This window comes from Acinetobacter sp. YH16038 (assembly GCF_013417275.1).
Taxonomy (GTDB): Bacteria; Pseudomonadota; Gammaproteobacteria; order Pseudomonadales; family Moraxellaceae; genus Acinetobacter.
Window position 1 is genome coordinate 26,119 of sequence record NZ_VPEG01000027.1, and the last position, 24,582, is coordinate 50,700.

Below are 24,582 nucleotides of genomic sequence, written 5' to 3' on the forward strand. Positions count from 1 at the left end.
AATTTAACTCATGAGTTTTGAATTTAAATTTAAACTTTTCTTAGTTATCCACAAAAGAACCGAATCTTATAAATAAATTCAAATTTATAAATTTAAATTTATTACTATTAGGATGGACTTTTTCTGTGGAAAAGCTAATTTTATATTAAATAAACAAAAACTTAGTTTGTGGATAAAACTGTTTTTATTAATTTTATACTTTGTGGATAACTTTGTGCTATATTTTATCCACAGCTTGCGGATAAACTTATCCACACCAGCTTTTTAAATTTAAATTTATCCACCATGACTGCTTTTTGCGCAAAATCTGTGGAAATTGCCATGACAGATGTGGATAACTTGGTTAGAATGGCGACCCGCTTTGGTCGCGGTCAGCCTTTTTGATTAACAATGGAATGAATAGGGGATTCACATGCTTTGGACAGACTGCTTAAATCGCTTGCGACAAGAGCTCTCTGGAAATGTCTTTACAATGTGGATTCGCCCGTTGGTTGCAGAAGAGCTGGACGATACCCTGCGTCTTTATGCACCTAATCCGTATTGGACGCGCTACATTCAAGAGCATCATCTGGAACTGATTTCGATTTTGGCCGAACAGCTGTCTGAAGGTCGCGTACGTAAAGTTGAAATTCTGGTGGATTCACGTCCAGGTGCAATTTTATCTGCCAGTGAACAGCCAGCGACGACAACAGCGGCTTTGGAATCTGCACCTGTGGTTGCGCCAGCGCCGCGTCCTAAGAAAGAAAAAGAAGATTCAGGCAAAAATAGCCGTAAACGTCAGCTGAACCCTTTATTTACCTTCTCGTTATTTGTTGAAGGCCGTTCTAACCAGATGGCGGCTGAAACCTGTCGTAAGGTGTTAACCCAACTCGGGGCTTCACAACATAACCCGCTATTTTTATATGGTCCGACTGGTCTGGGTAAAACCCACTTGATGCAGGCCGTCGGAAATGCATTATTACAGGCAAAACCCAATGCCCGCGTGATGTATATGACTGCAGAAAGCTTTGTGCAGGATTTTGTCAGTTCCCTACAACAGGGCAAGGTTGAAGAGTTTAAGAAAAACTGCCGTTCACTGGATCTTTTGCTAGTCGATGATATTCATTTGCTCGCAGGTAAAGAAGCCAGTCTGGTGGAGTTTTTCTATACCTTTAACGCGTTGCTGGATGAATCGAAGCAAATTATCCTAACCTCGGATCGTTACCCTAAAGAATTGACAGAACTGGATCCACGTCTGGTTTCACGTTTTTCCTGGGGACTTTCTGTGGGTGTGGAACCACCCGATATTGAAACTCGAATTGAAATCTTGCTAAAAAAAGCCGAGAACACCGGTGTAGATTTACCACGTAACTGTGCGCTATTTATCGCCCAACAAGTAGTGGCGAACGTACGTGAACTTGAAGGTGCGCTAAATAAAGTGGTAGCGATCTCGCGTTTTAAAGGAACGCCGATTGATCTGGATGTGGTACGTGAGTCTTTGAAAGATGTCCTCGCAATTCGTGCCCGTACCATCAGTACTGAAAATATCCAGCGTGTCGTGAGTGAGTATTTTCGCATTCCGCTTAAAGAGCTGGTAGGTCCAAAACGTACCCGTATTTATGCCCGTCCACGTCAGCTTGCAATGGGTCTGGCACGTGAACTGACTGGAGACAGTTTCCCGGAAATTGGTATGGCTTTTGGTGGTCGAGATCACAGTACAGTCATGCATGCCTGCGAAAAAGTGCAAAGCTTGCGTGAAGAAGATCCGATCTTCAATGAGGACTATAAAAACCTGCAACGCCTGTTGCAGAGTTGACCTAAAACGCTCAAATTCTGTTCTTGCTATGCGGCCTGTTTTGCCGCATAGTTAACTGCTAAAAATTCAACTTTTATCTTATTAATCTTCAGCTTTAGAGGAATGTACCGTGCGTTTAAAAATCGCGAAAGAAAGCTTACTGAATGTTCTCTCACATGTCGTAGGAGCGGTTGAACGTCGCCATACCTTAAATATTCTTTCAAACCTGAAAATCCAGGTGACTGCTGAAGCTTTGACCGTCACCGGTTCGGATCTGGAAGTGGAACTGGTTGCCAGCACACAGTTGGCTGAAGGTGCATGCCTGCAAGCCGGTGAAACCACTGTTCCAGCACGTAAGCTGATTGATATCTGTAAATCTTTGCCATCAGCAGCCCTGATCGACCTGCAAATTACCGATGACCAGCGTTGTATCCTGAAATCTGGAAATAGTCGTTTTGTGCTCGGTACTTTGCCTGCGGATGACTATCCATTACTGAATACTGAAAATACTCAAGGCACGCAAGTGACTGTGACTCAGCGCGAATTAAAGCGTCTGTTTGAAAAAACGGCTTTCGCAATGGCTGTGCAGGACGTACGTTTCTATCTGACCGGTACTTTACTTGAAATTGATGCCAATCAGCTTCGTGCGGTAACGACAGATGGTCACCGTCTGGCACTGTGTGAAACAGCAGCACAATCGACTGCAACTCAACCGATTCAAGCCATTGTTCCACGTAAGGCAGTCGCTGAATTGCAACGTTTATTAAGCGTTGAAGATGAGCAGCTTTCTCTGCTGATTGGTCGTGAATTATTGAATGTGACCATTCGCATGGCCAGCCGTGATAAAGAACAGACCGATATCACAGTTCGTTTCACTACGAAACTGATTGACGGCAAATTCCCAGACTACCGCCGTGTGATTCCACGTGGTGGCGACAAGAATGTAATTATTGCGCATGACGTGTTCAAGCAATCCTTACAACGTGTGGCTATTCTAAGTAATGAAAAACTGCGTGGCGTATTCCTGAACTTTAATGCCGGTTCATTACAACTTCGTGCCAATAACCCGGAACAGGATGAGGCGATTGAAGATCTGGCCATCCAGTATGCAGATGCACCACTGGAAATGTCATTCAATGCGCAATACCTGATTGAAGTGCTAGGGGTACTGGACGGTGAAGATGTATCGATGACCATGACTGAAGCGAATCAGTCTGTGCTGGTTCAGGATCCATCTCATACCGATCAGACTTATGTCGTGATGCCAATGCGTGTCTAAGCGACAGCTGAGCTAAGCCAACGCTATGCATATTACGCGTCTTCATATTGAACGTGTACGAAATTTAAAAACGGTTGCACTCCAGGGATTGCAACCGTTTAATGTTTTTTATGGCCAGAATGGTTCAGGCAAGACTTCAGTACTGGAAGCTATTCATTTACTGGCCACAGGACGTTCCTTTCGTACCCATATCCCGAAAAATTACATTCAGCATGGCGCCTCGGATGCGATTGTGTTCGCCCAATCGGAAACTGAAAAAGTCGGCATGCAAAAAATGGCCAGCGGGGAACAGCTGATTAAGGTCAATGGCGATGCGATTGCGACTCAAGGCCAGCTTGCTAAAATGTTGCCCTTACAACTGCTTGATCCACAAAGTACCGATATTATCGATCATGGCGCCAAACCACGTCGTCAGTTATTGGACTGGTTAATGTTCCACGTGGAACCAGAGTTTTATCATGCCTGGCAATATTATTCACGAGCCTTAAAACAGCGGAACAGCCTGCTTAAATCCAAACGTTTTCTAAGTTTGTCTGATCTGGAACCGTGGAACCAGATGCTGAGTGAGTATGGCGAGATTTTGCACTCCCAGCGTGTCGGCATCGTGGAACAGTGGAAGCCATTTTTTGAGGATGATCTCAAGCATCTACTGCCTGATCTGGAGATTTCTCTGGAATACAGCCCTGGCTTTCACAGCGAAAACGGCCTGCTGAATGACCTGACTAATCATCATGATAAAGATGTGGAACGACGCTATACCGAATATGGTCCACATCGCGCAGATTTGCGTATCAAGACCCCTTTGGGGGATGCTGATGTGATCCTGTCCCGTGGACAAAAAAAGCTTTTAATGATGGCACTTAAACTGTCGCAAATCGCAATGCTGCATTCTTGTAATAAGGAAACTGTGGTATTATTAGATGATGTGACAGCAGAATTAGATTTAACCGCACAACAACGTTTAATTGAGCGATTGAGCCAGCTTGGTAGTCAAGTTTTTATTACCACTTTAGACCATGAATCAGTACAAAAGCACCTACATGATCTGTCTATCTCATATCAGTTATTCAATGTTGAAAACGGTACAGTTCAAGTTGTTGTGCAATAGTTTTTAAATTTTTACCTATCTTTGGATAAACCTATATTTCACTAGGGAGAAACCATGAGTTCAGAAGATCAAGCTGCTTCTCAAACAGAACAAACCACTGAAAAAGCTTATGATTCCTCTAGCATCAAGGTATTACGTGGTTTAGACGCAGTACGTAAGCGTCCAGGCATGTACATTGGTGATACAGACGATGGTACCGGCTTACACCACATGGTCTTCGAGGTCGTAGATAACTCGATTGATGAGGCGCTGGCAGGTCACTGTGATGAAATTTTAGTGACTATTCATGAAGATGAATCAGTTTCAGTATCAGACAATGGCCGTGGTATTCCGACCGACATTCACCCTGAAGAAGGCGTGTCTGCTGCAGAAGTGATTCTAACCATTCTGCATGCTGGCGGTAAGTTTGATGATAACAGCTATAAAGTTTCTGGCGGTCTGCACGGTGTAGGTGTATCCGTAGTAAATGCGTTGTCAGAAAAACTGGAATTAACTATTCATCGTGCCGGTAAAATCCATGAACAGGAATACCGTCATGGTGACCCACAATTCCCGTTAAAAGTAGTAGGTGAGACCGATAAGACCGGTACTCGCGTGCGTTTCTGGCCAAGTGCTGAAACCTTTAGCCAGACCATTTTTAATGTCGATATTCTGGCACGTCGTTTACGTGAACTGTCCTTCCTGAATGCAGGTGTACGAATCGTATTACGTGACGAACGTATCAATGCCGAATACATTTTTGACTATGAAGGCGGTTTGGCTGAGTTTGTTAAGTACATTAACCAAGGTAAAACCCACCTGAATGACATTTTCCATTTCACCACTCAGGCGGAAAATGGCATTGGTGTAGAAGTTGCACTGCAATGGAATGATTCTTATCAGGAAAATGTACGCTGCTTTACCAACAACATCCCGCAAAAGGATGGTGGTACTCACTTAGCCGGTTTCCGTGCAGCACTGACCCGTGGTTTAAATAACTACATGGACAGTGAAAATATCCTGAAAAAAGAAAAAGTTGTGGTTTCAGGTGATGATGCGCGTGAAGGTCTGACTGCCATTGTGTCAGTAAAAGTGCCTGATCCGAAATTCTCTTCACAAACCAAAGAAAAACTGGTGTCGAGTGAAGTGAAATCTGCCGTCGAGCAGGCCATGAACAAGGCCTTCTCTGAATATCTGTTAGAGAATCCACAGGCGGCTAAATCAATCGCTGGCAAGATCATTGATGCAGCGCGTGCCCGTGATGCGGCGCGTAAAGCACGTGAAATGACCCGTCGTAAGAGTGCGCTCGATATCGCCGGTCTTCCAGGTAAACTGGCGGATTGTCAAGAGAAAGATCCAGCTTTATCTGAACTGTACCTGGTCGAAGGTGACTCTGCGGGCGGTTCTGCAAAACAGGGCCGTAACCGTAAGATGCAGGCAATTCTGCCGCTAAAAGGTAAGATCCTGAACGTGGAACGTGCCCGTTTTGACCGTATGATTTCTTCTGCAGAAGTGGGTACGCTGATTACGGCACTCGGCTGTGGTATTGGTCGTGAAGAATATAACCCGGACAAGCTGCGTTATCACAAAATCATCATCATGACCGATGCTGACGTGGATGGTTCACACATTCGTACATTGCTGCTGACTTTCTTCTTCCGTCAAATGCCGGAACTGGTGGAACGCGGTCATATCTATATTGCACAGCCGCCGCTGTACAAGCTGAAAAAAGGCAAACAGGAACAGTACATCAAGGACAATGATGCACTGGAAACTTACCTGATTTCTAATGCGATTGATGAGCTGGAACTGCATATCAGTGCTGATGCCCCTGCGATTCGTGGTGAAGCTCTGGCTAATGTGATTACCGATTATCAAACTTCACAAAAGAGTCTGGCACGTTTAACTGTACGTTATCCTGCAAGCTTGCTGGATGCGTTGATTTCACTGGAAGCCTTCAAGCTGGATCAGCTGGAAGATAAGGCTTATGTGGAAACTTGGGGTGAAGACCTGCGTGCTGCGATTGAAAAAATCCAGCCAAGTTTACGTCCTGAACTGAGTCTGGAGCGTTTTGAAAAAGATGTTGATGGCCAGATCGTAGAAAGCTGGTTGCCACGGATTACGATTTATGTGCATAACCTGCCGCATCACTATCTACTAGATGCTAGCCTGCTCAGCTCAAGTGAATATGCGCGTTTACTGAAAAATTCGAAAAGCTGGTTCACGCTGCTCGAAGAGGGTGCTTATTTACAGAAAGGTGAGCGCAAGATTCAGGTCAGCAGTTTCCATCAGGTTTGGCAGCACATTCTGCAAGACTCTCGCCGTGGCATGATGATCCAGCGTTATAAAGGTCTGGGTGAGATGAACGCGGACCAGCTGTGGGAAACTACGATGGATCCGGAAAACCGTAACATGCTACAAGTGACGGTACAGGATGCGATTGAAGCAGACCGCATGTTCTCTTGTCTGATGGGAGATGATGTGGAACCACGTCGTGCCTTTATTGAAGAAAATGCCTTGAATGCCGATATTGATACCTGATCCATCGGAATAAATCGAAACGAAAAAGCGCCTTTTAAGGCGCTTTTTTTTACGTAAATTTTCTATTAATGCCAGATGAACTGTTTAGAATAATTTTAATCTAAACAGTTTTTAGACCAATGATCCGCTGATATTAGGTTTCAAAAAAGCCTGGTTCAGGAGAATCAAGTCTTATTTATAAAGAGGTTTATCCATGGATAGCCAGCTTGAAGAAATACGTGAGATCTGGGCAAATGCATTCTACAGTGGCGACTATGATGTGCTGCGCCACTATGAACATCAGGACTTTCAGGTAGTTTTTGAACAGGAAGGTCGTGTAGAAGGAAGTTATCTGCGTTATGACCGGATTGCGCATGCGGTACAAAACGGCGTATGGAAACCGCTGAAGCCAGATATAGAATATGAAGAATACGAGTATAATGAAGATCAGACCGAATGCCGGATCTTGATTGGACTGGAAAATAATAAACAGCGTCTTCAGGAGGTCTGGAAGCTAGAGGATGAATGGAAAATTCTAGAACTTAGATTTTTGAAATCCTAAACTTTCAATGATTTATCAAGTTAATTCGAAATTTTCTAAAAATATTTGAATAGTGTTGTTTAAATCTTGCTTAAACCTTGATCAATCGTGTGGATAACTGCAAAGTTATCCATATTTTTTATGTGAATAAGATAGTATTTATCCACAAGTTATATTGCCTTTCTTATCTCTCATTTTTTTAAATTCAAATTTAATTTCTATATCTTGTGGATAAGTGTTTTTAAATTTAAAATAGGTTTTTGAATTTAAAAGACTAGTTGGAGCCATAACTTCTCTGCTCTTAAAAGCAACCAGTTCAGGTGAATTTTTATCTGTTTTTAATGGAAAAATTATATAAACCAGCTAAAAATTAATAGCTTATATTAATATTGTAGATTTAATTAATAATCAGCGTGGAACATATTTTAATTCTAAAGATCTTCACTGTAGCTAAACTACACAATTAATTTAATAATCAAGTGAACTTTCATTTTTTCTCAATGAATCATAGGGTTATAGATTTTTCCAACTTTTACTTCTATAGCTTAGTTTTTTTAAGCTGGGTCATCACGTGACCTAGTGCCAGTTCATCTGATAAACAGACAATAGATCTGAGCTTTTAAAACTGAAAATAGAAAAAGTATGGTTTATAAAATGGTGATCAAAAATAAAAAAAGCGCCTAACGGCGCTTTCTATTTTTTAATGATTGTATTTATGGGGTCAGAATAATCTTGCGGCAGTCTTCTTCACGTTTATCGAAAATACGATAGCCTTCAGCAGCTTCTTCCAGTTTCATGCGATGGGTAATAATCACTTCTGGAGACAGCTGGCCATTTTCTACATATTCAAGTAATTGTGGCAAGAATTTATGTACATGTGTTTGACCCATTTTAAAGGTCAGTCCTTTATCGAAGGCATCACCAAACAGGAAGCCATGAATTGGACCAGCATATACGCCTGGCACACTCACCACACCACCACGGCGTACTGCGGCGATACATTGACGTAGGGCAAAGCCGCTCGAACCTTCAATTTTTAGATTCGTCATCACAGTTTCAAGCAAACTGCCTTTGGCCTCGAAACCAATCGCATCAATGACGGCATCAACACCACGATGACCGGCAGTATTTTGAATAATATATTCAGCTGCATCGACTTCATCAAAATTCACTGGAATTGCACCATAAGTTTGATGGGCGAAACGCAGACGGTAAGGGTGGTGATCGACCATAAAGATCTGTTCGGCACCCAGCATACGTGCGCAGGCAGCCGACAGTAAACCAACTGGACCAGCACCATAAATCGCAACACTGGAGCCGCGAGTGACCTGGGCATTGGTTACAGCCTGCCATGCAGTAGGCAAGATATCAGTCAGAAACAGGACTTTTTCATCCGGTAATGATCCTGGCACTTTAAATGGGCCCACATTACCTTTAGGCACACGAACATATTCAGCCTGTCCGCCTGGTACACCGCCATACAAATGACTATAACCAAATAGAGCGGCACCTGGTGGAATCTGTTTTTTATTGATAATTGCACCACGGCCAGTATTGGTATTTTCACAGGCAGCCATCAGTTCATGTTCACAGAAAAAACAGTGACCACATGCAATCACGAAAGGAATAATGACCCGGTCGCCTTTTTTGACTTCTGTGACTTCAGGGCCGACTTCTTCTACAATTCCCATAAATTCATGGCCGAAAATATCGCCATCTTCAGTGGCCGGGATTTTACCCCGGTATAGATGCAGATCTGAGCCACAGATGGCAGTCGCTGTCACCCTTAAAATGACGTCATCTGGTTCCTGAATCACTGGATCTGGAACGGATTCAACTCGTACATCCCGAGCACCATGATAGGTAAGAGCACGCATGCGGATTTCCTCTCTCTAGTTCAACATTAAACAGACTCGTATCAAGGCTACCAAAAATAAAAAACACTTTTATTAGAGCCTTATGCGCCAAGAAATCGCTGTAAATTAATGTATGAAATAAGACATCCGAGTGTTTAAAAAATAAACTTATATAGGATTTGCGTAATTCACTACAAAATATGTCAAAAAACGGTTTCGATAAAAAAATCAGGGAAAAGATGGAGAGAGCAATATATAAAAAGTATAAAAAAGAGATTAGCTCCAGTTGCAGCTAATCTCTAAGATTTGAATCAAGGTTTAAAACTTAACCTTCCTGAAAAGATTGCTCCAAACTTTCTAGCTCCATCATCAGTTCTAGCATTTGCTCTTCGGCAGTTTCCAGTTTCTGTTTCAGTTCAGTTTGCTCGTTCATAAGTTTCAGCAAGTCATCTTTACGTGCAGCTTCATATAAAGCGCTATCTGCCAGCAATTCTTCAATTTCTGCCAGACGCGGTTGTAACTTGTCAATTTGCGCTTCGCATTTTTCGATATTCTTGCGAATCGGACGAGTCTGCTCACGACGCTGAGCGGCCAGTTTGCGCTGTGCTTCCTTATCTACTTTGGCTACCACCACAGGTTTAGCTTCTGTTTCTACTACCTGTGCTTTGGCTAAGGCATTCTGTGCATTGATCTGCTGTTGACGCGCTTCACGTAACCATTTGGCATAGTCCTGCAAATCACCCTCAAATTCGGTACAACGTCCGGCATGTACTAACAGCAATTCATCACATACTGTCGCAATCAATTGACGTTCATGCGAAACGAGTACCACCGCACCTTCAAAATCCTGCAAAGCCATAGTCAGGGCATGGCGCATATCCAGATCCAGATGGTTTGTCGGTTCATCCAGAATCAGTACATTTGGACGCTGCCAAACAATTAAAGCCAAAGCCAAACGTGCACGTTCACCCCCAGAGAAACTCTCACATGGGGTATCCATGCGCTCACCGCTAAAACCGAAACTGCCGAGGAAAGAGCGTAAAGAAGCTTCACTGATTTTTGGATCGGCGATACGTGCCAGTTGTAGCATTGGGCTGGCATTAGCATCCAAAGCATCCATCTGATGCTGAGCAAAATAACCGATATTGAGTAATTCTGAGGCTTTACGTTGACCATTTAATAAAGGCAAATCTCCGACTAAGGTTTTGATTAGGGTTGATTTACCCGCACCATTCATTCCCAGTAAACCAATGCGAGAATTTGGGGTGATTTGCAGGTTAATTTTGCTGGCAATCGATTTATCGCCATAACCAATTTCCGCCTGTTCCAAGGCCAGAAGTGGTGAACTCATTTTGGTCGGTTCACGGAAACTGAAGGTAAAAGGTGTATCTACATGAGCAGGGGCGAGATCCTGCATACGCTCCAGCATTTTGATCCGGCTTTGGGCCTGACGTGCTTTAGTTGCTTTGGCTTTGAAACGGTCAATAAATTTTTGTAAATGTGCTCGGGCTTCCTGCTGTTTCTCAAAGGCCTGTTGCTGTTGCGCCAGACGCTCGCTACGGGTCACTTCAAAAGTTGAATAATTACCGGTATAGAGGGTGAGTTCCTGATTTTCGATATGCAGAATATGATCCGTCACGGCATCCAGAAAATCACGGTCATGCGAAATTAGCACTAAAGTGCCTTCATACGCCTTTAACCAGTCTTCGAGCCACAAAATCGCATCCAGATCCAAGTGGTTGGTCGGTTCATCGAGTAATAGCAGGTCTGAACGGCTCATCAGGGTACGGGCCAGATTCAGACGCATCCGCCAACCGCCTGAAAAGCTGGAAACATCCAGGCGAATCTGATGATCCATAAAGCCTAAACCAGCCATTAACTGTGCTGCTTTAGAGGGAGCGGAATAGCCATGAATCTCGTCAAAACGGCCATGTAGCTGTGCCAGTTCTGCATCAGAAAGCTGTTCCGGATGTGCCAGTTTGGCCTGTATATCCCAATACTCTTCATCGCCTGACAGAACAAAATCAATGGCTGGCATATCTAGGGCTTTAATTTCCTGAGCCATATGCGCTACGGTCCAAACGGATGGACGGGTTAGCGAACCCTCATCTGCACTGAGCTCACCTAAAAGAGCCGCAAACAGGGTAGATTTTCCTGCGCCATTCACGCCGGTTAAACCAATTTTCCAGCCGGGATGAAGCTGCATGGAGGCTTTTTGAAATAACACTCGCCCACCACGGCGTAACGAAACTTGGTCTAACTGAATCATTGAACTTACTAACAAGGGCAAAAGAGAATGCCGCTATTCTAATGGAAAGCCGGGAGAAAACAAAAAATCTTCGTTGCAGTTTATCCTGTTCAGGCTTTAAAAATTTATAGATTCATATATGATGAACTATGTTTTGATTAAATACTCTATTTTGTTTAAAAACCGAAAGATAGAGCCATCAAGGCTCATAATAATATTGAGTAGAATAAAAATGAAAAAAGGATTTTTAATTTTATCTGCACTGGGCCTATGGGCTTCGAGTGCACATGCTGCCCCAGCCAATGTCTGTGTATTTGATTTACTGGGAAAATCGGGTGAATCCTTCAAACTGCTGGAAGAATGGGCATTAGCCAGCAAGCAGTGGGGGGCTACGGTTCAATTGATTGCTTATCAGGATGAAGCCAAAGTCGATCAGGATGCCAAAGCCGGAAAATGCGATGGCTTCTATATGACCTCCATGCGCGCGCGAGCTTATAACAAATTTGCAGGCTCCATTGATGCCATTGGCGGCGTTCCTAATAATGACATTGCCATGAAAGCGGTGAGTTATGTGCTGGATAAGCGTAATACCAAGCGCATGACCACTCAGATTGGCAAGGAAAAATTTGAAGTAGCCGGTATTGGCCAGATTGGTCCTGCTTATATCTTTGTCCGTGATCGTAATATGAACAAGCTGGAACATATTAAAGGCAAGAAGTTTGCTGTGCTGCATTATGACTATGCCCAAACCATTATGGTGAACCGGGTAGAAGCTGTACCGGTAAATTCGGAAATTTCCAATTTCATCCGTAAATTTAATCAGGGTGAAGTGGATATTGTGGCAGCACCCGCTTATGCCTTTAAACCTCTTGAAGTGACCAAAGGACTGGGTCAGAAAGGAGCCATGATTAACTTTCCGGTGGTCAATGTCACAGCAGATCTGATTATTCGACCGGATAAATTTCCAGAACAGTTTGCAGCCAATTCCCGACAATGGTTTGTTAAGCAGTTACCCCGTAGCTTCGCGATGGTGAAACGTATGGAAGCAGAAATCCCGCGTAAATATGTTCTGAACCTGAGTCGTGAGGAACAGGTCAGTTATCAGAAAATTCTGCGTGAAGGGCGTATGGATTTAACCAAACAGGGCATCTATGATGCTGGCATGATGACGGTATTAAAACGGGCACGCTGTACTGTGGAAAGAACCAATTTCGAATGCTCAATTAGTGGTGAATAGTTTTAAAATCATGTATATCTTTGTAACTACAGCGAATGAAATGTAATTCAAAGTAGCCAAGTTAAAACATTAAGATACTGATATATTTATAAAAAAATAAGATAAAAGAAATCAAGAAAAACTGATTTATCTTTATAGGCCAAAAAGCCGCTTTTATCTGGAGTAAATGCTCTATTTTTTTGAAATAAATTTGCTTAATATTTGACGCGTGTACGGACACTCAGCTAACAACAAGATTTCAAAGGATAACTAAAATGAAAAAAACACTCTTATCATTGGCTGCATTTTCTGCATTTGGTTTTGCAGGTGTGGCACATGCAGAAAAGGTCGATATCTGTGTGTTTGACCTACTTGGTAAATCTGGCGAGTCTTTCCAGATGGCTCAGGAATGGGCGCTGGCAGCAAAAGGCTGGGGCGCAGATATTAATCTGATCGCCCGTCAGGATGAAGCCGTCGCTGACAATGACTTCAAGGCTGGCAAATGTGATGGTGTATTCATGACTGCCATGCGTGCCCGTCAATACAACAAGTTTGCCGGTTCAATCGATGCCTTAGGTGGTGCTCCAAGTAATGCCATTGCGCAGCGTGCGATTAGCTTCGCTTTAGATAAGCGTAATGCGGCTAAAATGGTTACCACCATGGGCGGTAAAAAATATGAGGTGGCTGGGATTGCGCCATTAGGTTCAGCTTTTATCTTTGTGCGTGACAAAAACATCAACTCCATTGAAAAAGCGGCAGGCAAGAAGTTCGCTGTTCTTGGCTATGATGATGCGCAAAAAATCATGGTTCAACGTGTAGGTGCTCAGGCCGTAGTGTCTGATGTATCCAACTTCGTGGCCAAGTTTAATAATGGCCAAGTCGATATGGTGGGCGCACCGGCGTATGCGTACAAGCCACTCGAAATCTATAAAGGTCTGGGCAATAGCGGTGCGATGTTTAACTTCCCGGTACTGCATGTCACCTCTGACTTTGTGATCCGTCCGGAGAAATTCCCAGCCGGTTTTGGCCAGAAGTCTCGTGACTGGTTCATTAAAAACCTGCCTAAGAGCATGGCGATGATTAATCGTCTGGAAGCTGGTATTCCAGCGAAATATAAGCTGAATCTGAGTGCAGAAGATAAAACCAAGTACCAGAAGTTATTACGTGAAGGGCGTATGGATATGACCAAGCGTGGAATCTATGATGCCAGCATGATGTCGGTACTGAAACGTGCGCGTTGCTCTGTCGATAAAGCCAACTTTGAATGTTCACTTTCTGGCGAATAATTTGATTTTTAAGGAAAAAAGCTTAGATTTATCTAAGCTTTTTTTATATTAAACAAAGTCAGATCTGCCATTGCAGATCACAGCAAAGCAGTTAAGCTGATTAAAAATAATGTTTTCATGTTTAGTATAAAAAACAATAACATGTAGCACTTAAAGCAGATAACAAAAACAAGGCAATCAAGGAAAGCAAAATGATGCAGAGAGGATGGAAAGCTCTGGCTGTAGGTGCAGCACTCGCGGCAGTTTCAGGTCTGGCTCAGGCTAAACAGGTGGTATGTGTATTCGATCTGGTCGGCAAAAATGGTGACGTTTATGCTGTAATGAAAGACTATCAGCTGGCTGCAAAAAACTGGGGTGCTGATATCGAGCTCAGGGTAAATACCAATGAAGCCGTCGTCGCAGAAGATTTTAAAGCTGGTAAATGTGACGGGATCAGTGTTACCGGTATGCGTGGCCGTCAGTTCAACCGTTTTACTGGTTCACTCGATGCGATTGGTGCAATTCCTGATCTGAACCTGGCGGTAAAAGTTATACAAGGCCTGGCGAGTCCGACCTTTGCCAAGCTGATGGTTCAAGGCAAGTATGAAGTCGCAGGGGTAATTCCGGTAGGCGATGCCTTCCTGATGGTCAATGACCGGAGTATTAATACTGTTGCAAAAGCAGCAGGTAAAAAAATTGCTGTACTTGACTATGACGAAGCACAAAAAATCATGGTTCAACAGGTGGGTGCACAGGCAGTCAGCGCCGATGTGACCAACTTTGGCTCTAAATTTAACAATGGTCAGGTCGATATTATTGGCGCGCCGGCTGCTGTATTTAAACCGCTAGAACTGCATAAAGGTTTGGGTAGCAAGGGTGTTATTGTGAATTATCCGGTATTGCAGGTCACCGGTAATATTATTATTCGTCCAGATAAATTCCCGGCAGGATATGGACAAAAATCACGTGAATGGGTGAAAAGCCAGTTACCACGTGCTTTTGGAATTTTGGGTAAAATGAAGGCAGATATTCCCTCTAAATACTGGATGGATATTCCTGAAGCAGATAAGCCAGGTTACCAAAAGCTGATGCGTGATTCGCGGATTGATCTGACCAAACGGGGTATTTATGATAAACGCATGATGAAGTTACTCTGGCAATTCCGCTGCAAGCAAAATCCGAAAAACTTCGAATGTGCATTACAGGATGAGAACTATAAACAATCCTGATAAAATTACTCTGATTTGACTTTTAATCTGTACAGACTGACCATATATTGAGTGTGTTATACTTGAAATATGGTCTTTTCTTTTTAAAGACATTCCATTCAACAGAGGAATCCGCCATGAATGCTCAAGCGCTTGTGCTCACCGACAATGCCGCAAATAAAGTACGCCAGTTGCGTGACAGTGAAGGTAACCAAGACTTAATGCTCCGTGTGTATGTCACCGGTGGCGGTTGTTCAGGTTTCTCTTATGGCTTTAACTTTGCGGAAAGCCAAAATGAAGATGATGCAGAATTCGTCAATGGCGATGTCAAAATGCTGGTCGATTCTCTGAGCTATCAATATCTGGTCGGTTCAGTGGTTGACTATGTTGAAGGTCTGGAAGGTTCACGTTTTGTGGTACAAAACCCGAATGCGACCACGACCTGTGGTTGTGGATCTTCATTCTCGATCTAATACCTATCAAGTTGAATAAAAAAGTCCTCATATGAGGACTTTTTTATATCTGAAGAAAGCTTAGCTTTCCAGTTTGACCGCTTCAAGCAGGTCAAAAATCACTGTAGTGACATCCTGACTCAGTTCGCGGTTATTAAATATCTCGTAGGCTGTAATGGTAATGTCCGTATCACTCGGCAACAGACGCTGTTCTTCCTCAATCAAGTCATTGATCGGTAACAAAGTCTGTTTCACTTGCAGATGCAAAATATCTTTAAATTCAAGATTTTCATCATCCAGCTCGATCAGCTGTTCATTGAAATAAGGCAGCAAAATTGAATGAAGATAAGGTTGAATATCCTCGATATCAAAGATCTCGATATCACGGGTTTCATCAATCGTACTAATGTGGTCATTTACTTCAATTAAAATATGGTAGTAACTCACATGAATCTCCAAGAAAGTTGGCCTAAGACGTCCTACTGTTCTTCACAATAACATGAAATGAAACCAAGTTGTATTTTTACTAGCCTAAACACATAAATAATATAGGGAATTAAAACCTGAATGTTATCGGGTATACAATAGGGTCTTGTCTGCCGGGCGTAGTTTGAAATCTTGCAGATTCTGTTCACCCAATACAGGATACATTAAGGCTTCCGGATCATTATGATGATAGAGACCCAAGGCATGGCCCAGCTCATGTGCCAAAGTTAAACGTAAATCATCTTTGGCATCAAACTGGTAAATCTGGATCTTATCTCCCATAAAAATACCCTTATGAAACTGGCGTGGGGGAAAACGCTGCTGGGCCTGCTGGATATTTCGCTGATGGCTTTGCACACTGTTTTGATGAACAGAAATTTGCTGATTAAATGAAGATAGCTGTTCCTGAAGATAGGCATATTCGCGCTTAAAACTTTCCAGTTTAGGCTTGAGCATTTCCATCTCATACTGAAGCTGTTCACGCTCGGCAGATGAGCTGGCTTGTTGACGGCGTTGCAATAAGGTTTGAAATTCAAACTCAAGCTGACTTTTTTGCTGGATCAGTCGTTGCTGCTGATCTTCCAGATTTTTCTGTGAAACTTGCAGATTGCTGACTTCACGCTGATATCTGGCTTCATCGGCAAGTAACTTTTTTTCAACCTTTTTAAAGGCTTCATAGTCCTGTTGGCGTTGATCATAAATCAGTTGAATGGCCAGCTGAGCATTCTCATCATAGACCATCAGATCATCGCGATTGGTTCCTTCATGCCAGATCTGAATAGCTTCCTGACTTAATTGAATGACCTCATCACGGGTCAAGCCAAAACCGGGATCGACTTGGTCAATCCGGAAACGTAGGCGCGTATCAAAAGGATGGGTCAAACGGTCAGCCAGGGAATTAAATTTTAATTGTGGATGGGTCTTGGTTTGTAGATACAAAAACAGTGACACAATGAAAACGACAATCCCCAGAAAGCTTAAAAGACGCATAGTGTTTTTTTAAATATTGTTTGGCTCAATGTAGCTAAAAAACCAGCAAAATCCTAGCGTCAGAGCGATAAAAAGTGGCAATAAAAAACCGTGCTTATGCACGGTTCTGTTCAGGTCAGATTATGATTTTTTACCTTTCCACTGTTCAACCTGTCTTGGCATATTGGAATGATAGATAAAACCAAGACCTATACCATTCAATAAGAAGATCATAAATTCAATTAAATATTTCAGGTTATAGGAATGTCTGGTTTGGTGATTAAAGGCATACAGCGTGATTTCAGATTTAAAGATCTGGAAAATAATATAGCTCAGCAATCCAATAGCTAGAATGATAAAACCTTTTCCGGAAGGGTAACGCTGAGGTACAGCCAGGATCAGTAATACAATGATAGCAATCAGGAAACCCAAGGAAAAAGAAGCTTCAATTCCGAAGGTTTGCAGGTAATTAAAAGGCGCGAGTACCACATTCGGCGGTAAGATCAGAAGCAGATTGCCCATCGGGTAGAGCAGCATGATCGCAAGCCCGGAAGCCAGAAGAAAAAGCTTAACAAAATTCTGCATACGTTTTTATTTTTAAGTTATTTATTTCATTATAGTTTAATTAAAAAAGATTCTATTGCCTATGTATTGAACAAAAAAAAGACCGCATAAAATGCGGTCTTTTTCTCAAAGTGACAAATTATTTTTTGTCATCTTTTACTTCAGTGAATTCAGCATCAACTACGCCGTCATCTGCTTTTTGGGCTTGGCCTTCGCCGCCTTGGAATGCATTAGGATCGAAACCTTGTGCACCGCCTTGGCCTTGAGCTGCTTCATAAGCACGTTGAGTGATCGGCATAATAATGTTTTGCAATGCTTCAGTTTTCGCTTTGATTGCTTCAACATCATTTTCTTTCGTAGACGCTTCTAACTCAGAAATCGCAGTTTCGATTGCAGTTTTTTCGTCAGCAGTCACTTGTTCGCCAAGATCTTTTACTGCTTTTTGAGCAGAAGAAACTAGCGCATCCGCTTCGTTACGTGCTTTAGCCAGTTCTTCGAACTTACGGTCTTCTTCAGCATTTGCTTCAGCATCTTTGATCATTGCTTCGATTTCAGCATCAGACAAACCTGAGTTTGCTTTGATCTGGATAGATTGCTCTTTACCAGTGCTCTTATCTTTCGCAGATACTTTCAAGATACCATCTGCGTTGATGTCGAACGATACTTCAATTTGTGGCACACCACGTGGAGCAGGTGGGATGTCACCTAACTGGAAGTTACCCAACAATTTGTTCTGTTGAGCCATTTTACGTTCACCTTGGTAAACTGAAATGTCTACAGCAGGCTGGTTGTCCGCAGCAGTTGAGAACACCTGAGATTTCTTCGCGGGAATCGTCGTGTTTTTCTCAATAATTGGAGTCAACACGCCACCCATGGTTTCAATACCAAGAGTTAGTGGAGTTACGTCAAGAAGAAGTACGTCAGTTTTGTCACCAGACAATACCGCACCTTGGATCGCAGCACCCATTGCGACTGCTTCGTCCGGGTTCACGTCTTTACGTGGTTCACGACCGAAGAATTCTTGTACTTTTTGTTGTACAAGTGGCATACGAGACTGACCACCTACCAGGATTACGTCAGAGATGTCAGAAGTTGAAAGACCTGCATCTTTCAGCGCAATCTTACAAGGCTCGATGGTACGAGCTACAAGATCAGCCACTAAACCTTCAAGTTTTGCACGAGTTACATTGATCACTAAGTGTTTAGGACCAGTCGCATCTGCAGTGATGTATGGAAGGTTGATTTCAGTTGCGTTAGAAGAAGAAAGCTCGATTTTTGCTTTTTCAGCTGCTTCTTTCAGACGTTGTAACGCAAGTGGATCGTTTTTCAAGTTAACGTTTTGTTCTTTCTTGAACTCTTCAACCAAGTAGTCGATCAATGCGTTATCGAAGTCTTCCCCACCAAGGAAGGTATCACCATTAGTTGATAACACTTCGATTTGCTGGTCGCCATCAAGGTCAGCAATTTCAATGATTGAAACGTCGAATGTACCACCACCCAAGTCGTATACCGCAACTTTACGGTCGCCTTCTTTCTTGTCCATACCGAACGCAAGCGCCGCAGCAGTTGGTTCGTTGATGATACGTTTAACTTCTAGGCCTGCAATTTTACCTGCATCCTTAGTTGCTTGACGTTGTGCATCGTTGAAGTAAGCAGGAACAGTAATCACCGCTTCAGTGACTGTTTCACCCAGGTAGTCTTCTGCAGTTTTCTTCATTTTTTTCAGAACTTCTGCAGAGATCTGTTGTGGAGCAAGTTTCTTGTCGTTTACTTCAACCCAAGCATCGCCATTGTCAGCTTTCAGGATTTTGTAAGGAACCAGACCGATATCTTTTTGTACCGCTTGGTCTTCATAACGACGACCGATCAGACGTTTGATCGCGAATAATGTGTTTTTAGGGTTGGTTACCGCTTGGCGTTTAGCTGATTGACCAACAAGGATCTCGCCATCTTTGTACGCAATAATAGATGGAGTTGTACGTGCGCCTTCAGCGTTTTCGATAACTTTAACTTTGTCGCCTTCAAGTACTGCAACACATGAGTTTGTAGTACCTAAGTCAATACCAATGATTTTAGCCATTTGGATGTTTCCTCAAAAATTTTTTTGTGATTTACACTTGTTATCCGATATGAGAGCCGTTCAATTTTTTTCAAGTAAATTTTTAGAAAAAATTTCACAAACTCCCGATTTATTTAGCTTAAGCGCCAACCATGACCATTGCAGGACGTAATAAACGACCATTGAGGGCATAGCCTTTTTGCAAGACTGTACCGATTTCATTAGATTTGGCATTTGGATCAATACCGACTGCCTGATGCAATTCAGCATTAAAACCATTTGCGGTATCAACTGCGACTACACCAAATTTCTCTAGTGTATTGAGCAACGCTTTCAGGGTCAGTTCTACGCCTTCACGTAACGGGCCCTGTTCTTCCCCTGCAGCAACAATCGCGCGCTCCAGGTTATCCACTGTATCTAGCAGCTCTTTAGAGAACTTTTCCAGCACAGTGTCTTTATGCTTTTCTGATTCACGCTGGATACGTTCCACACTTTTTTGTGCTTCGTAAACTGCATTGGCAGTGCGTGCTTTTTCTAACTTTAAGTCACCTTCAAGTTGTGCAATCTGCTCTTGTAAAGATTCAACGGTAACTTCTACTTGCTCAGGTTCAGCTTGAGTTTGCTCTATCTCTTGTGTCGCTTGCTCTTGCTCAAGATCTTGAGCTTGTTCGTTCTGCTCAGTTGCCATTGATTTACTCCGTTTAAATGGGTTCTTAAACATGTACAGTCCTTGGGCGTCAGAGTTAACTGCGTTAATACTGAACTGCCATGATTGAAATTTTTAATTATTTAAAGAAATCGGGGCAGGGGTAAAAAATTCAAGCACAACTACAGATTAATTTTAGGATTTATTTAGATTTAATGGCTTTCATAAAAGTAGCATCGTATTTTTAGATACAAATAATAATTTTTATCTGTTTTAAATATTTTTAGAACCGGTGCATCATAGCGTCATTAACAGCGACCTTGTTCTGAGGAGAGAGCTGAACCAGGTTGCTGTTGCCTTATTTTTTAAGCTGTTTTTTCCAGTCGGATCCCTCACACATGGTCCGGCTTTTTTTTGTCCAGATTATTTTTTAGACATAAAAGCGATTAATAACTAAGCAATAAAGTATTACACAAAAAATGAGCAACGCTATATTATTCATTTCAGATTCTATCGCTGTAGTTTCTTCTCTTTTTTAGAAATGTGTTTTCGTGGCTTATCTTTTCTCTAGATAAGCCTTTTTTTTGCCTGAAATTTGCTACGGTTTTCGACTTATAAAATGGGATCATCTTCATCAAGGCTGTGTTGAGTAAAAACATTTCTTCTATTCAAAGAAAATAACTGGAATGAGATCAAAACCATAAAACCGAGTCCATAAAAAAAGCCCTGATCTAAATCAGGGCCTCTTTTTTTATTTATATTCTGCCTAATCACGACGATTACGTGGTCGCTGCTGTTCCTGTTTACGTCGCTGATCATTCCAGCGTGGATTATTGGAGCGGTTTTGCTGAACCCGTTTACGCTGCTGTTCTGCCACTTTTTTACGTTGTTCCAGCTGCTGGCGACGTTTACGTTCGGCCTGGGCCTGTTTCTGACGCTGGTTACTCAGATTCTTGCGTTGCTGTTCCAGACGTTGTCGTTCCAGTTGAGTTTTACGACGATCCAGTTCTATTTGCCGACGACGTTCCTGTTCCCAGTTACGCTGCTGAATATTTTTGCGCCGTTCCAGTTCCAGCCTCTTACGTTGCTGTTCATATTCCCAGCGTTGCCGGTCATAGCGACGATCCTGATCATAGCGATAGTCATAACCTCGATCGCGACGGTCATAACGTCCGTCATAATAACCATCATCAGGAAAAGCCACACAGCCTACGGCTAAAAATGCAGTGGCTAAGGATACCGTTATTATTCTTATCGCCATAAGCTATCTCCTTTTATACAGACTTCTACATCAAAGTCGCAAAAGTGCTGTAAAAATCTTACTTAAACTGTCAATGACATCTGATTAAATTCAGGTTAGCGTATTTGGCAGATGATCTATGTACATTGATATTAAGACTTATATAAGAATATGGTCACTAAAACCCTAATCATGTAGAAAAAATGAAGAATTATGGGAAAAGGATGAAAACTCATGGGTGCGAATAATCCGGTCACAAAATTTGTAATGTATAAGGGGCAGGGCACTGCAGCACGTTTGCTGGATTGCCTGCCGAGCTTTGCACAAGAACGTCTGGTAAAAGCATTGGATTATCCTTATGACTATCCTGATTTGGATCCTTATATAAAATGCTTGATGGCGATTCAGATTAAACAGGGAGAGCACAGTTTTATTAGTGCAGATGCGGTGCAGTCACGTCAACTGTTTGATGAACGCATGAAAGCTATTCAGGCGAAACCGACGCCGGTCAAGGCAGTCGAGGATCTGCGTTTGCCATTGCAAAATGGCACTATCTTTGCCCGACATTATCATCCGGCACCACAGAAAAAATTGCCGATGGTCATTTTCTATCATGGTGGTGCATTTATAGTGGGTGGTCTGGATACGCATGATGAGTTCTGCCGTTTATTGGCGGTGCATGCCAAGGTGCAGGTACTCAGCGTGGCTTATCCGCTAACGCCCGAATACAGTCCTTTGCAGATGGTACAGGTCTGTGAAGATGCTCTGGCTTGGGTACATCAAAACATCAAGCAGTTGAAAATCTATAAAAACCAGATTGTAGTGGCAGGGGATAGTGCAGGTGGAAATCTGGCGGCAGTGGTTGCGCAGCGGAGTGCCGATAAAATCTATGCACCTCGCGCACAGTTATTGCTTTACCCGGCTGTCGATTTTAAAAGCCGCCATCCTTCTTTTTATGCATACAATCAGGGCCTGGTACTTTCAGCTCAGGATATTGATCTGGTGACCAAGCTATATGCTGAAACACATCAGGTCGAACTGGACGATCCGCTGATTTCACCGACCTATGGTGAACTGAAGAATCTACCGCCTGCCTATGTGATTACCGCCCGTCATGATGTGTTGCATGATGAGGGTTCAATCTATGCTCTGAAGTTACGTGAGAATGGGGTACGAGTGTACTATCAGGAATATACGGATCAGGCACATGGTTTTATCAATCTGACCCCAATTCATAAACGTTCGAAAAAGCAGGTTATTGAACTCAGCAAGAATTTCCGTAAATTCCTGGATAAAAAGATCTGATTCAAAAATAGATGTAAAAAAGGTGTTTCACGTGAAACACCTTTTTTATTTTTTATGGATCTTGGCTTCTGGAAAGACTAAATTAAATTTAGGTACATAAAAGCTTTGTAAATATTTAGCTTTAGAAAAATCTGGGAATATATCCTGAGTATCTTGCCACTCTGCTTGAATGAGCTTGGATAAATAACCCCGGAATTGAGGGCTAAACTGATAATACTGGGATTTCCAGGTTTGCCGGATTTTTAGCATGGAGCTTGGAAGATGATGACTATTTAAATAGAAAGAACGAGGAGATTTAGGTTTTTTAAGACGAAGCGTCATGCTTTGCCCACGATGAGTTATGCGACAAATCGTTTCCTGTCCCTGTTCTTGCCAGTCAAACTCTGCATATTCTTTAGGAATACCCCACAAGTGCTGACCATGCACAATAGATTCATGAGTAGAGACATAAATTTTCGGAATAGTCGAAAGACGCCGTCTGCTAATTAAAGGATGATCCATAATCAGCAATTCATCATAAGGACCCACAGGAGAATGATGGTAGCGCACCAATAAAACCTGAACGACACGGCCGAGTGGAGATGGCGCAATCCGAAAACTCTGAAATTCACGAATAAAATGAGGGGTAATCCAGTAATTCAGAATAAAACCCTCCCCCTGCAAATGCCAAGGCGGAAATTGATGGACGCTTTTCTCCTGTAGTAATGCATGGCTCATTATTATTCTCTTGTCTTTAGTCGGCAGGTCACTGCATTATTAGTCATGAAAGATTAATATGTTGTGAATCTCAACCTTTCTTTATCAGTAGATGAGTTAAAAAATGTTAAAAAAATCATTATCTGCTATCGCGTTGATCGCACTTAGCTTGCCAAGTTTTGCTGCCAATACCCTGATCGAGATGAAGACCTCATCCGGTAATATCGAAATTGAACTCTTTAATGACAAAGCACCGATTACGGTGAAAAACTTTGAAGAATATGTCAAAAGCAACTTCTATACAGGAACCATTTTCCATCGGGTCATTCCAGGCTTCATGATTCAGGGCGGAGGTTTTGATCTCAACATGCAAGAAAAAGCCAATAATAAAGCTTCAATCAAGAATGAATCAGATAATGGTTTGCAAAACAAACGTGGCACTTTGGCCATGGCACGTACCAATGATCCTAATTCGGCTAAAGCACAGTTCTTTATTAACCTAGTAGATAACAGTTTTCTGGACCGTTCACCAAGAAATGCTGGATATGCGGTATTTGGGCGGGTTACTAAAGGTATGGAGGTAGTCGATAAGATCGCTCAAGTACCTACTCAGAACTATGGCATGCATCAGGACGTCCCGAAAACAGCAGTAAAAATTAACAGTGTGACCATTAAAGCACCAAGCGTGAAAAAGTAAGTGAAAAATAAAACATAAATGTTTTGTTTATATTTTCTTTGGAATATTATGAACTTATGTAACAATTGGTAGAAAAATGAACCAATTTGGTGCATAAAAATGAAACAGTCATGATTGGTGTGCGTTAAAAGCACTTGCTTGTGTAGGAAATTGCCCTATAATGAGCTCATACCGACGAGATAGACGGAAACGAACGAAACGCGAAGCGTTGAGTTGTTAAGTTTATCAAAGTCCAGCTTCTAGCACTGACGAGGTGTTAGAAAGATCATTAAGAGATTATGAAGAACAACTTGTGTGGATTTTTACTGGTTGATTGATCGAAATTATTTTCATTGATTGAATGGTAGAAATTACTCGAAGTTTATTTGAGAAATATTTGTCAGAAAATTGATGAGCCAAGTTTAAGAACTTTACTTATAAAGTTCGAAATGATTTTAACTGAAGAGTTTGATCATGGCTCAGATTGAACGCTGG

General features: G+C 42.3%; 20 protein-coding genes. 11 read left to right on the forward strand and 9 right to left on the reverse strand.

What is annotated here, in order from left to right; all coding sequences use genetic code 11:
• The first annotated feature begins 412 nt into the window (after positions 1 to 412).
• From dnaA to FTV34_RS12360, 5 genes are all read left to right on the forward strand, one after another.
• Positions 413 to 1,795: a chromosomal replication initiator protein DnaA gene (gene dnaA / locus FTV34_RS12340; RefSeq protein WP_004780349.1), complete on the forward strand. Its 1,383-nt coding sequence runs from the start codon at positions 413 to 415 to the stop codon at positions 1,793 to 1,795.
• A gap of 109 nt (positions 1,796 to 1,904) precedes the next feature.
• The gene (gene dnaN / locus FTV34_RS12345; protein ID WP_159124285.1) at positions 1,905 to 3,053 is read left to right on the forward strand and encodes a DNA polymerase III subunit beta; all 1,149 of its coding nucleotides are present in this window, start codon (positions 1,905 to 1,907) and stop codon (positions 3,051 to 3,053) included.
• A 25-nt stretch (positions 3,054 to 3,078) separates the two neighbouring features.
• Positions 3,079 to 4,161: a DNA replication/repair protein RecF gene (gene recF / locus FTV34_RS12350; protein ID WP_179993059.1), complete on the forward strand. Its 1,083-nt coding sequence runs from the start codon at positions 3,079 to 3,081 to the stop codon at positions 4,159 to 4,161.
• Positions 4,162 to 4,215: 54 nt separating this feature from the next.
• Positions 4,216 to 6,681: a DNA topoisomerase (ATP-hydrolyzing) subunit B gene (gyrB, locus tag FTV34_RS12355; protein WP_166139278.1), complete on the forward strand. Its 2,466-nt coding sequence runs from the start codon at positions 4,216 to 4,218 to the stop codon at positions 6,679 to 6,681.
• 193 nt (positions 6,682 to 6,874) lie between these two features.
• A complete protein-coding gene (locus tag FTV34_RS12360) occupies positions 6,875 to 7,222 on the forward strand; it encodes a hypothetical protein (RefSeq protein WP_180070369.1) in 348 nt (115 codons plus the stop codon).
• Between the two features lie 692 nt (positions 7,223 to 7,914).
• Here the strand turns inward: FTV34_RS12360 and FTV34_RS12365 are convergent.
• Together FTV34_RS12365 and FTV34_RS12370 are read right to left on the reverse strand one after the other, a co-directional pair.
• A complete protein-coding gene (locus FTV34_RS12365; RefSeq protein ID WP_159124281.1) occupies positions 7,915 to 9,078 on the reverse strand; it encodes a zinc-dependent alcohol dehydrogenase in 1,164 nt (387 codons plus the stop codon).
• Between the two features lie 304 nt (positions 9,079 to 9,382).
• The gene (locus FTV34_RS12370) at positions 9,383 to 11,326 is read right to left on the reverse strand and encodes an ATP-binding cassette domain-containing protein (RefSeq protein ID WP_180070371.1); all 1,944 of its coding nucleotides are present in this window, start codon (positions 11,324 to 11,326) and stop codon (positions 9,383 to 9,385) included.
• 211 nt (positions 11,327 to 11,537) lie between these two features.
• Between FTV34_RS12370 and FTV34_RS12375 the strand changes: the two genes are divergently transcribed.
• The 4 genes from FTV34_RS12375 to erpA all read left to right on the forward strand — a co-directional run bounded on the left by FTV34_RS12375 (position 11,538) and on the right by erpA (position 15,467).
• On the forward strand, positions 11,538 to 12,542 hold the full coding sequence (locus FTV34_RS12375; protein ID WP_180070373.1) for a putative solute-binding protein: 1,005 nt from the start codon (positions 11,538 to 11,540) through the stop codon (positions 12,540 to 12,542).
• A gap of 254 nt (positions 12,543 to 12,796) precedes the next feature.
• A complete protein-coding gene (locus FTV34_RS12380) occupies positions 12,797 to 13,807 on the forward strand; it encodes a putative solute-binding protein (RefSeq protein WP_004780360.1) in 1,011 nt (336 codons plus the stop codon).
• 194 nt (positions 13,808 to 14,001) lie between these two features.
• A complete protein-coding gene (locus FTV34_RS12385) occupies positions 14,002 to 15,015 on the forward strand; it encodes a putative solute-binding protein (RefSeq protein ID WP_180070387.1) in 1,014 nt (337 codons plus the stop codon).
• 116 nt (positions 15,016 to 15,131) lie between these two features.
• The gene (gene erpA, locus FTV34_RS12390; RefSeq protein WP_004780362.1) at positions 15,132 to 15,467 is read left to right on the forward strand and encodes an iron-sulfur cluster insertion protein ErpA; all 336 of its coding nucleotides are present in this window, start codon (positions 15,132 to 15,134) and stop codon (positions 15,465 to 15,467) included.
• A 60-nt stretch (positions 15,468 to 15,527) separates the two neighbouring features.
• Here erpA and FTV34_RS12395 read toward each other — a convergent pair whose 3' ends face one another.
• From FTV34_RS12395 to FTV34_RS12420, 6 genes are all read right to left on the reverse strand, one after another.
• A complete protein-coding gene (locus FTV34_RS12395; RefSeq protein ID WP_162835342.1) occupies positions 15,528 to 15,905 on the reverse strand; it encodes a hypothetical protein in 378 nt (125 codons plus the stop codon).
• Between the two features lie 111 nt (positions 15,906 to 16,016).
• Entirely contained in the window at positions 16,017 to 16,922 is a 906-nt protein-coding gene (locus FTV34_RS12400) for a matrixin family metalloprotease (protein WP_180070375.1), read from the reverse strand.
• A 120-nt stretch (positions 16,923 to 17,042) separates the two neighbouring features.
• Positions 17,043 to 17,486, reverse strand: coding sequence for a hypothetical protein (locus tag FTV34_RS12405; RefSeq protein ID WP_180004176.1), 444 nt, complete (start codon positions 17,484 to 17,486; stop codon positions 17,043 to 17,045).
• Positions 17,487 to 17,604: 118 nt separating this feature from the next.
• Positions 17,605 to 19,545 carry a molecular chaperone DnaK gene (dnaK, locus tag FTV34_RS12410; protein ID WP_180070377.1) on the reverse strand — a complete coding sequence of 647 codons (1,941 nt, stop codon included), beginning with the start codon at positions 19,543 to 19,545 and terminating at the stop codon, positions 17,605 to 17,607.
• A 118-nt stretch (positions 19,546 to 19,663) separates the two neighbouring features.
• Positions 19,664 to 20,212 (reverse strand): nucleotide exchange factor GrpE, encoded by a 549-nt coding sequence (gene grpE, locus FTV34_RS12415; protein ID WP_104427027.1) that lies wholly within the window; start codon positions 20,210 to 20,212, stop codon positions 19,664 to 19,666.
• A 724-nt stretch (positions 20,213 to 20,936) separates the two neighbouring features.
• Positions 20,937 to 21,431, reverse strand: a complete 495-nt coding sequence (locus FTV34_RS12420) for a hypothetical protein (RefSeq protein ID WP_180025579.1) — start codon at positions 21,429 to 21,431, stop codon at positions 20,937 to 20,939.
• Positions 21,432 to 21,644: 213 nt separating this feature from the next.
• On the opposite strand from FTV34_RS12420, the gene FTV34_RS12425 reads away from it, so the two are divergent.
• Positions 21,645 to 22,715 (forward strand): alpha/beta hydrolase, encoded by a 1,071-nt coding sequence (locus FTV34_RS12425; RefSeq protein WP_180070379.1) that lies wholly within the window; start codon positions 21,645 to 21,647, stop codon positions 22,713 to 22,715.
• 45 nt (positions 22,716 to 22,760) lie between these two features.
• On the opposite strand, the gene FTV34_RS12430 is transcribed toward FTV34_RS12425, so the two are convergent.
• Positions 22,761 to 23,432 carry an acetoacetate decarboxylase family protein gene (locus FTV34_RS12430; protein WP_180070381.1) on the reverse strand — a complete coding sequence of 224 codons (672 nt, stop codon included), beginning with the start codon at positions 23,430 to 23,432 and terminating at the stop codon, positions 22,761 to 22,763.
• Positions 23,433 to 23,535: 103 nt separating this feature from the next.
• On the opposite strand from FTV34_RS12430, the gene FTV34_RS12435 reads away from it, so the two are divergent.
• Positions 23,536 to 24,108, forward strand: a complete 573-nt coding sequence (locus FTV34_RS12435; protein WP_180070383.1) for a peptidylprolyl isomerase — start codon at positions 23,536 to 23,538, stop codon at positions 24,106 to 24,108.
• Positions 24,109 to 24,582: the final 474 nt, after the last annotated feature.

Bases quoted from the DNA above. Each gene is read 5' to 3' on its own strand.
- dnaA (WP_004780349.1), top strand. From the start codon at position 413: ATGCTTTGGACAGACTGCTTAAATCGCTTGCGACAAGAGCTCTCTGGA.
- recF (WP_179993059.1), top strand. From the start codon at position 3,079: ATGCATATTACGCGTCTTCATATTGAACGTGTACGAAATTTAAAAACG.
- gyrB (WP_166139278.1), top strand. From the start codon at position 4,216: ATGAGTTCAGAAGATCAAGCTGCTTCTCAAACAGAACAAACCACTGAA.
- FTV34_RS12360 (WP_180070369.1), top strand. From the start codon at position 6,875: ATGGATAGCCAGCTTGAAGAAATACGTGAGATCTGGGCAAATGCATTC.
- FTV34_RS12365 (WP_159124281.1), bottom strand. From the start codon at position 9,078: ATGCGTGCTCTTACCTATCATGGTGCTCGGGATGTACGAGTTGAATCC.
- FTV34_RS12370 (WP_180070371.1), bottom strand. From the start codon at position 11,326: ATGATTCAGTTAGACCAAGTTTCGTTACGCCGTGGTGGGCGAGTGTTA.
- FTV34_RS12375 (WP_180070373.1), top strand. From the start codon at position 11,538: ATGAAAAAAGGATTTTTAATTTTATCTGCACTGGGCCTATGGGCTTCG.
- FTV34_RS12380 (WP_004780360.1), top strand. From the start codon at position 12,797: ATGAAAAAAACACTCTTATCATTGGCTGCATTTTCTGCATTTGGTTTT.
- FTV34_RS12385 (WP_180070387.1), top strand. From the start codon at position 14,002: ATGCAGAGAGGATGGAAAGCTCTGGCTGTAGGTGCAGCACTCGCGGCA.
- erpA (WP_004780362.1), top strand. From the start codon at position 15,132: ATGAATGCTCAAGCGCTTGTGCTCACCGACAATGCCGCAAATAAAGTA.
- FTV34_RS12400 (WP_180070375.1), bottom strand. From the start codon at position 16,922: ATGCGTCTTTTAAGCTTTCTGGGGATTGTCGTTTTCATTGTGTCACTG.
- FTV34_RS12405 (WP_180004176.1), bottom strand. From the start codon at position 17,486: ATGCAGAATTTTGTTAAGCTTTTTCTTCTGGCTTCCGGGCTTGCGATC.
- dnaK (WP_180070377.1), bottom strand. From the start codon at position 19,545: ATGGCTAAAATCATTGGTATTGACTTAGGTACTACAAACTCATGTGTT.
- grpE (WP_104427027.1), bottom strand. From the start codon at position 20,212: ATGGCAACTGAGCAGAACGAACAAGCTCAAGATCTTGAGCAAGAGCAA.
- FTV34_RS12420 (WP_180025579.1), bottom strand. From the start codon at position 21,431: ATGGCGATAAGAATAATAACGGTATCCTTAGCCACTGCATTTTTAGCC.
- FTV34_RS12425 (WP_180070379.1), top strand. From the start codon at position 21,645: ATGGGTGCGAATAATCCGGTCACAAAATTTGTAATGTATAAGGGGCAG.
- FTV34_RS12430 (WP_180070381.1), bottom strand. From the start codon at position 23,432: ATGAGCCATGCATTACTACAGGAGAAAAGCGTCCATCAATTTCCGCCT.
- FTV34_RS12435 (WP_180070383.1), top strand. From the start codon at position 23,536: ATGTTAAAAAAATCATTATCTGCTATCGCGTTGATCGCACTTAGCTTG.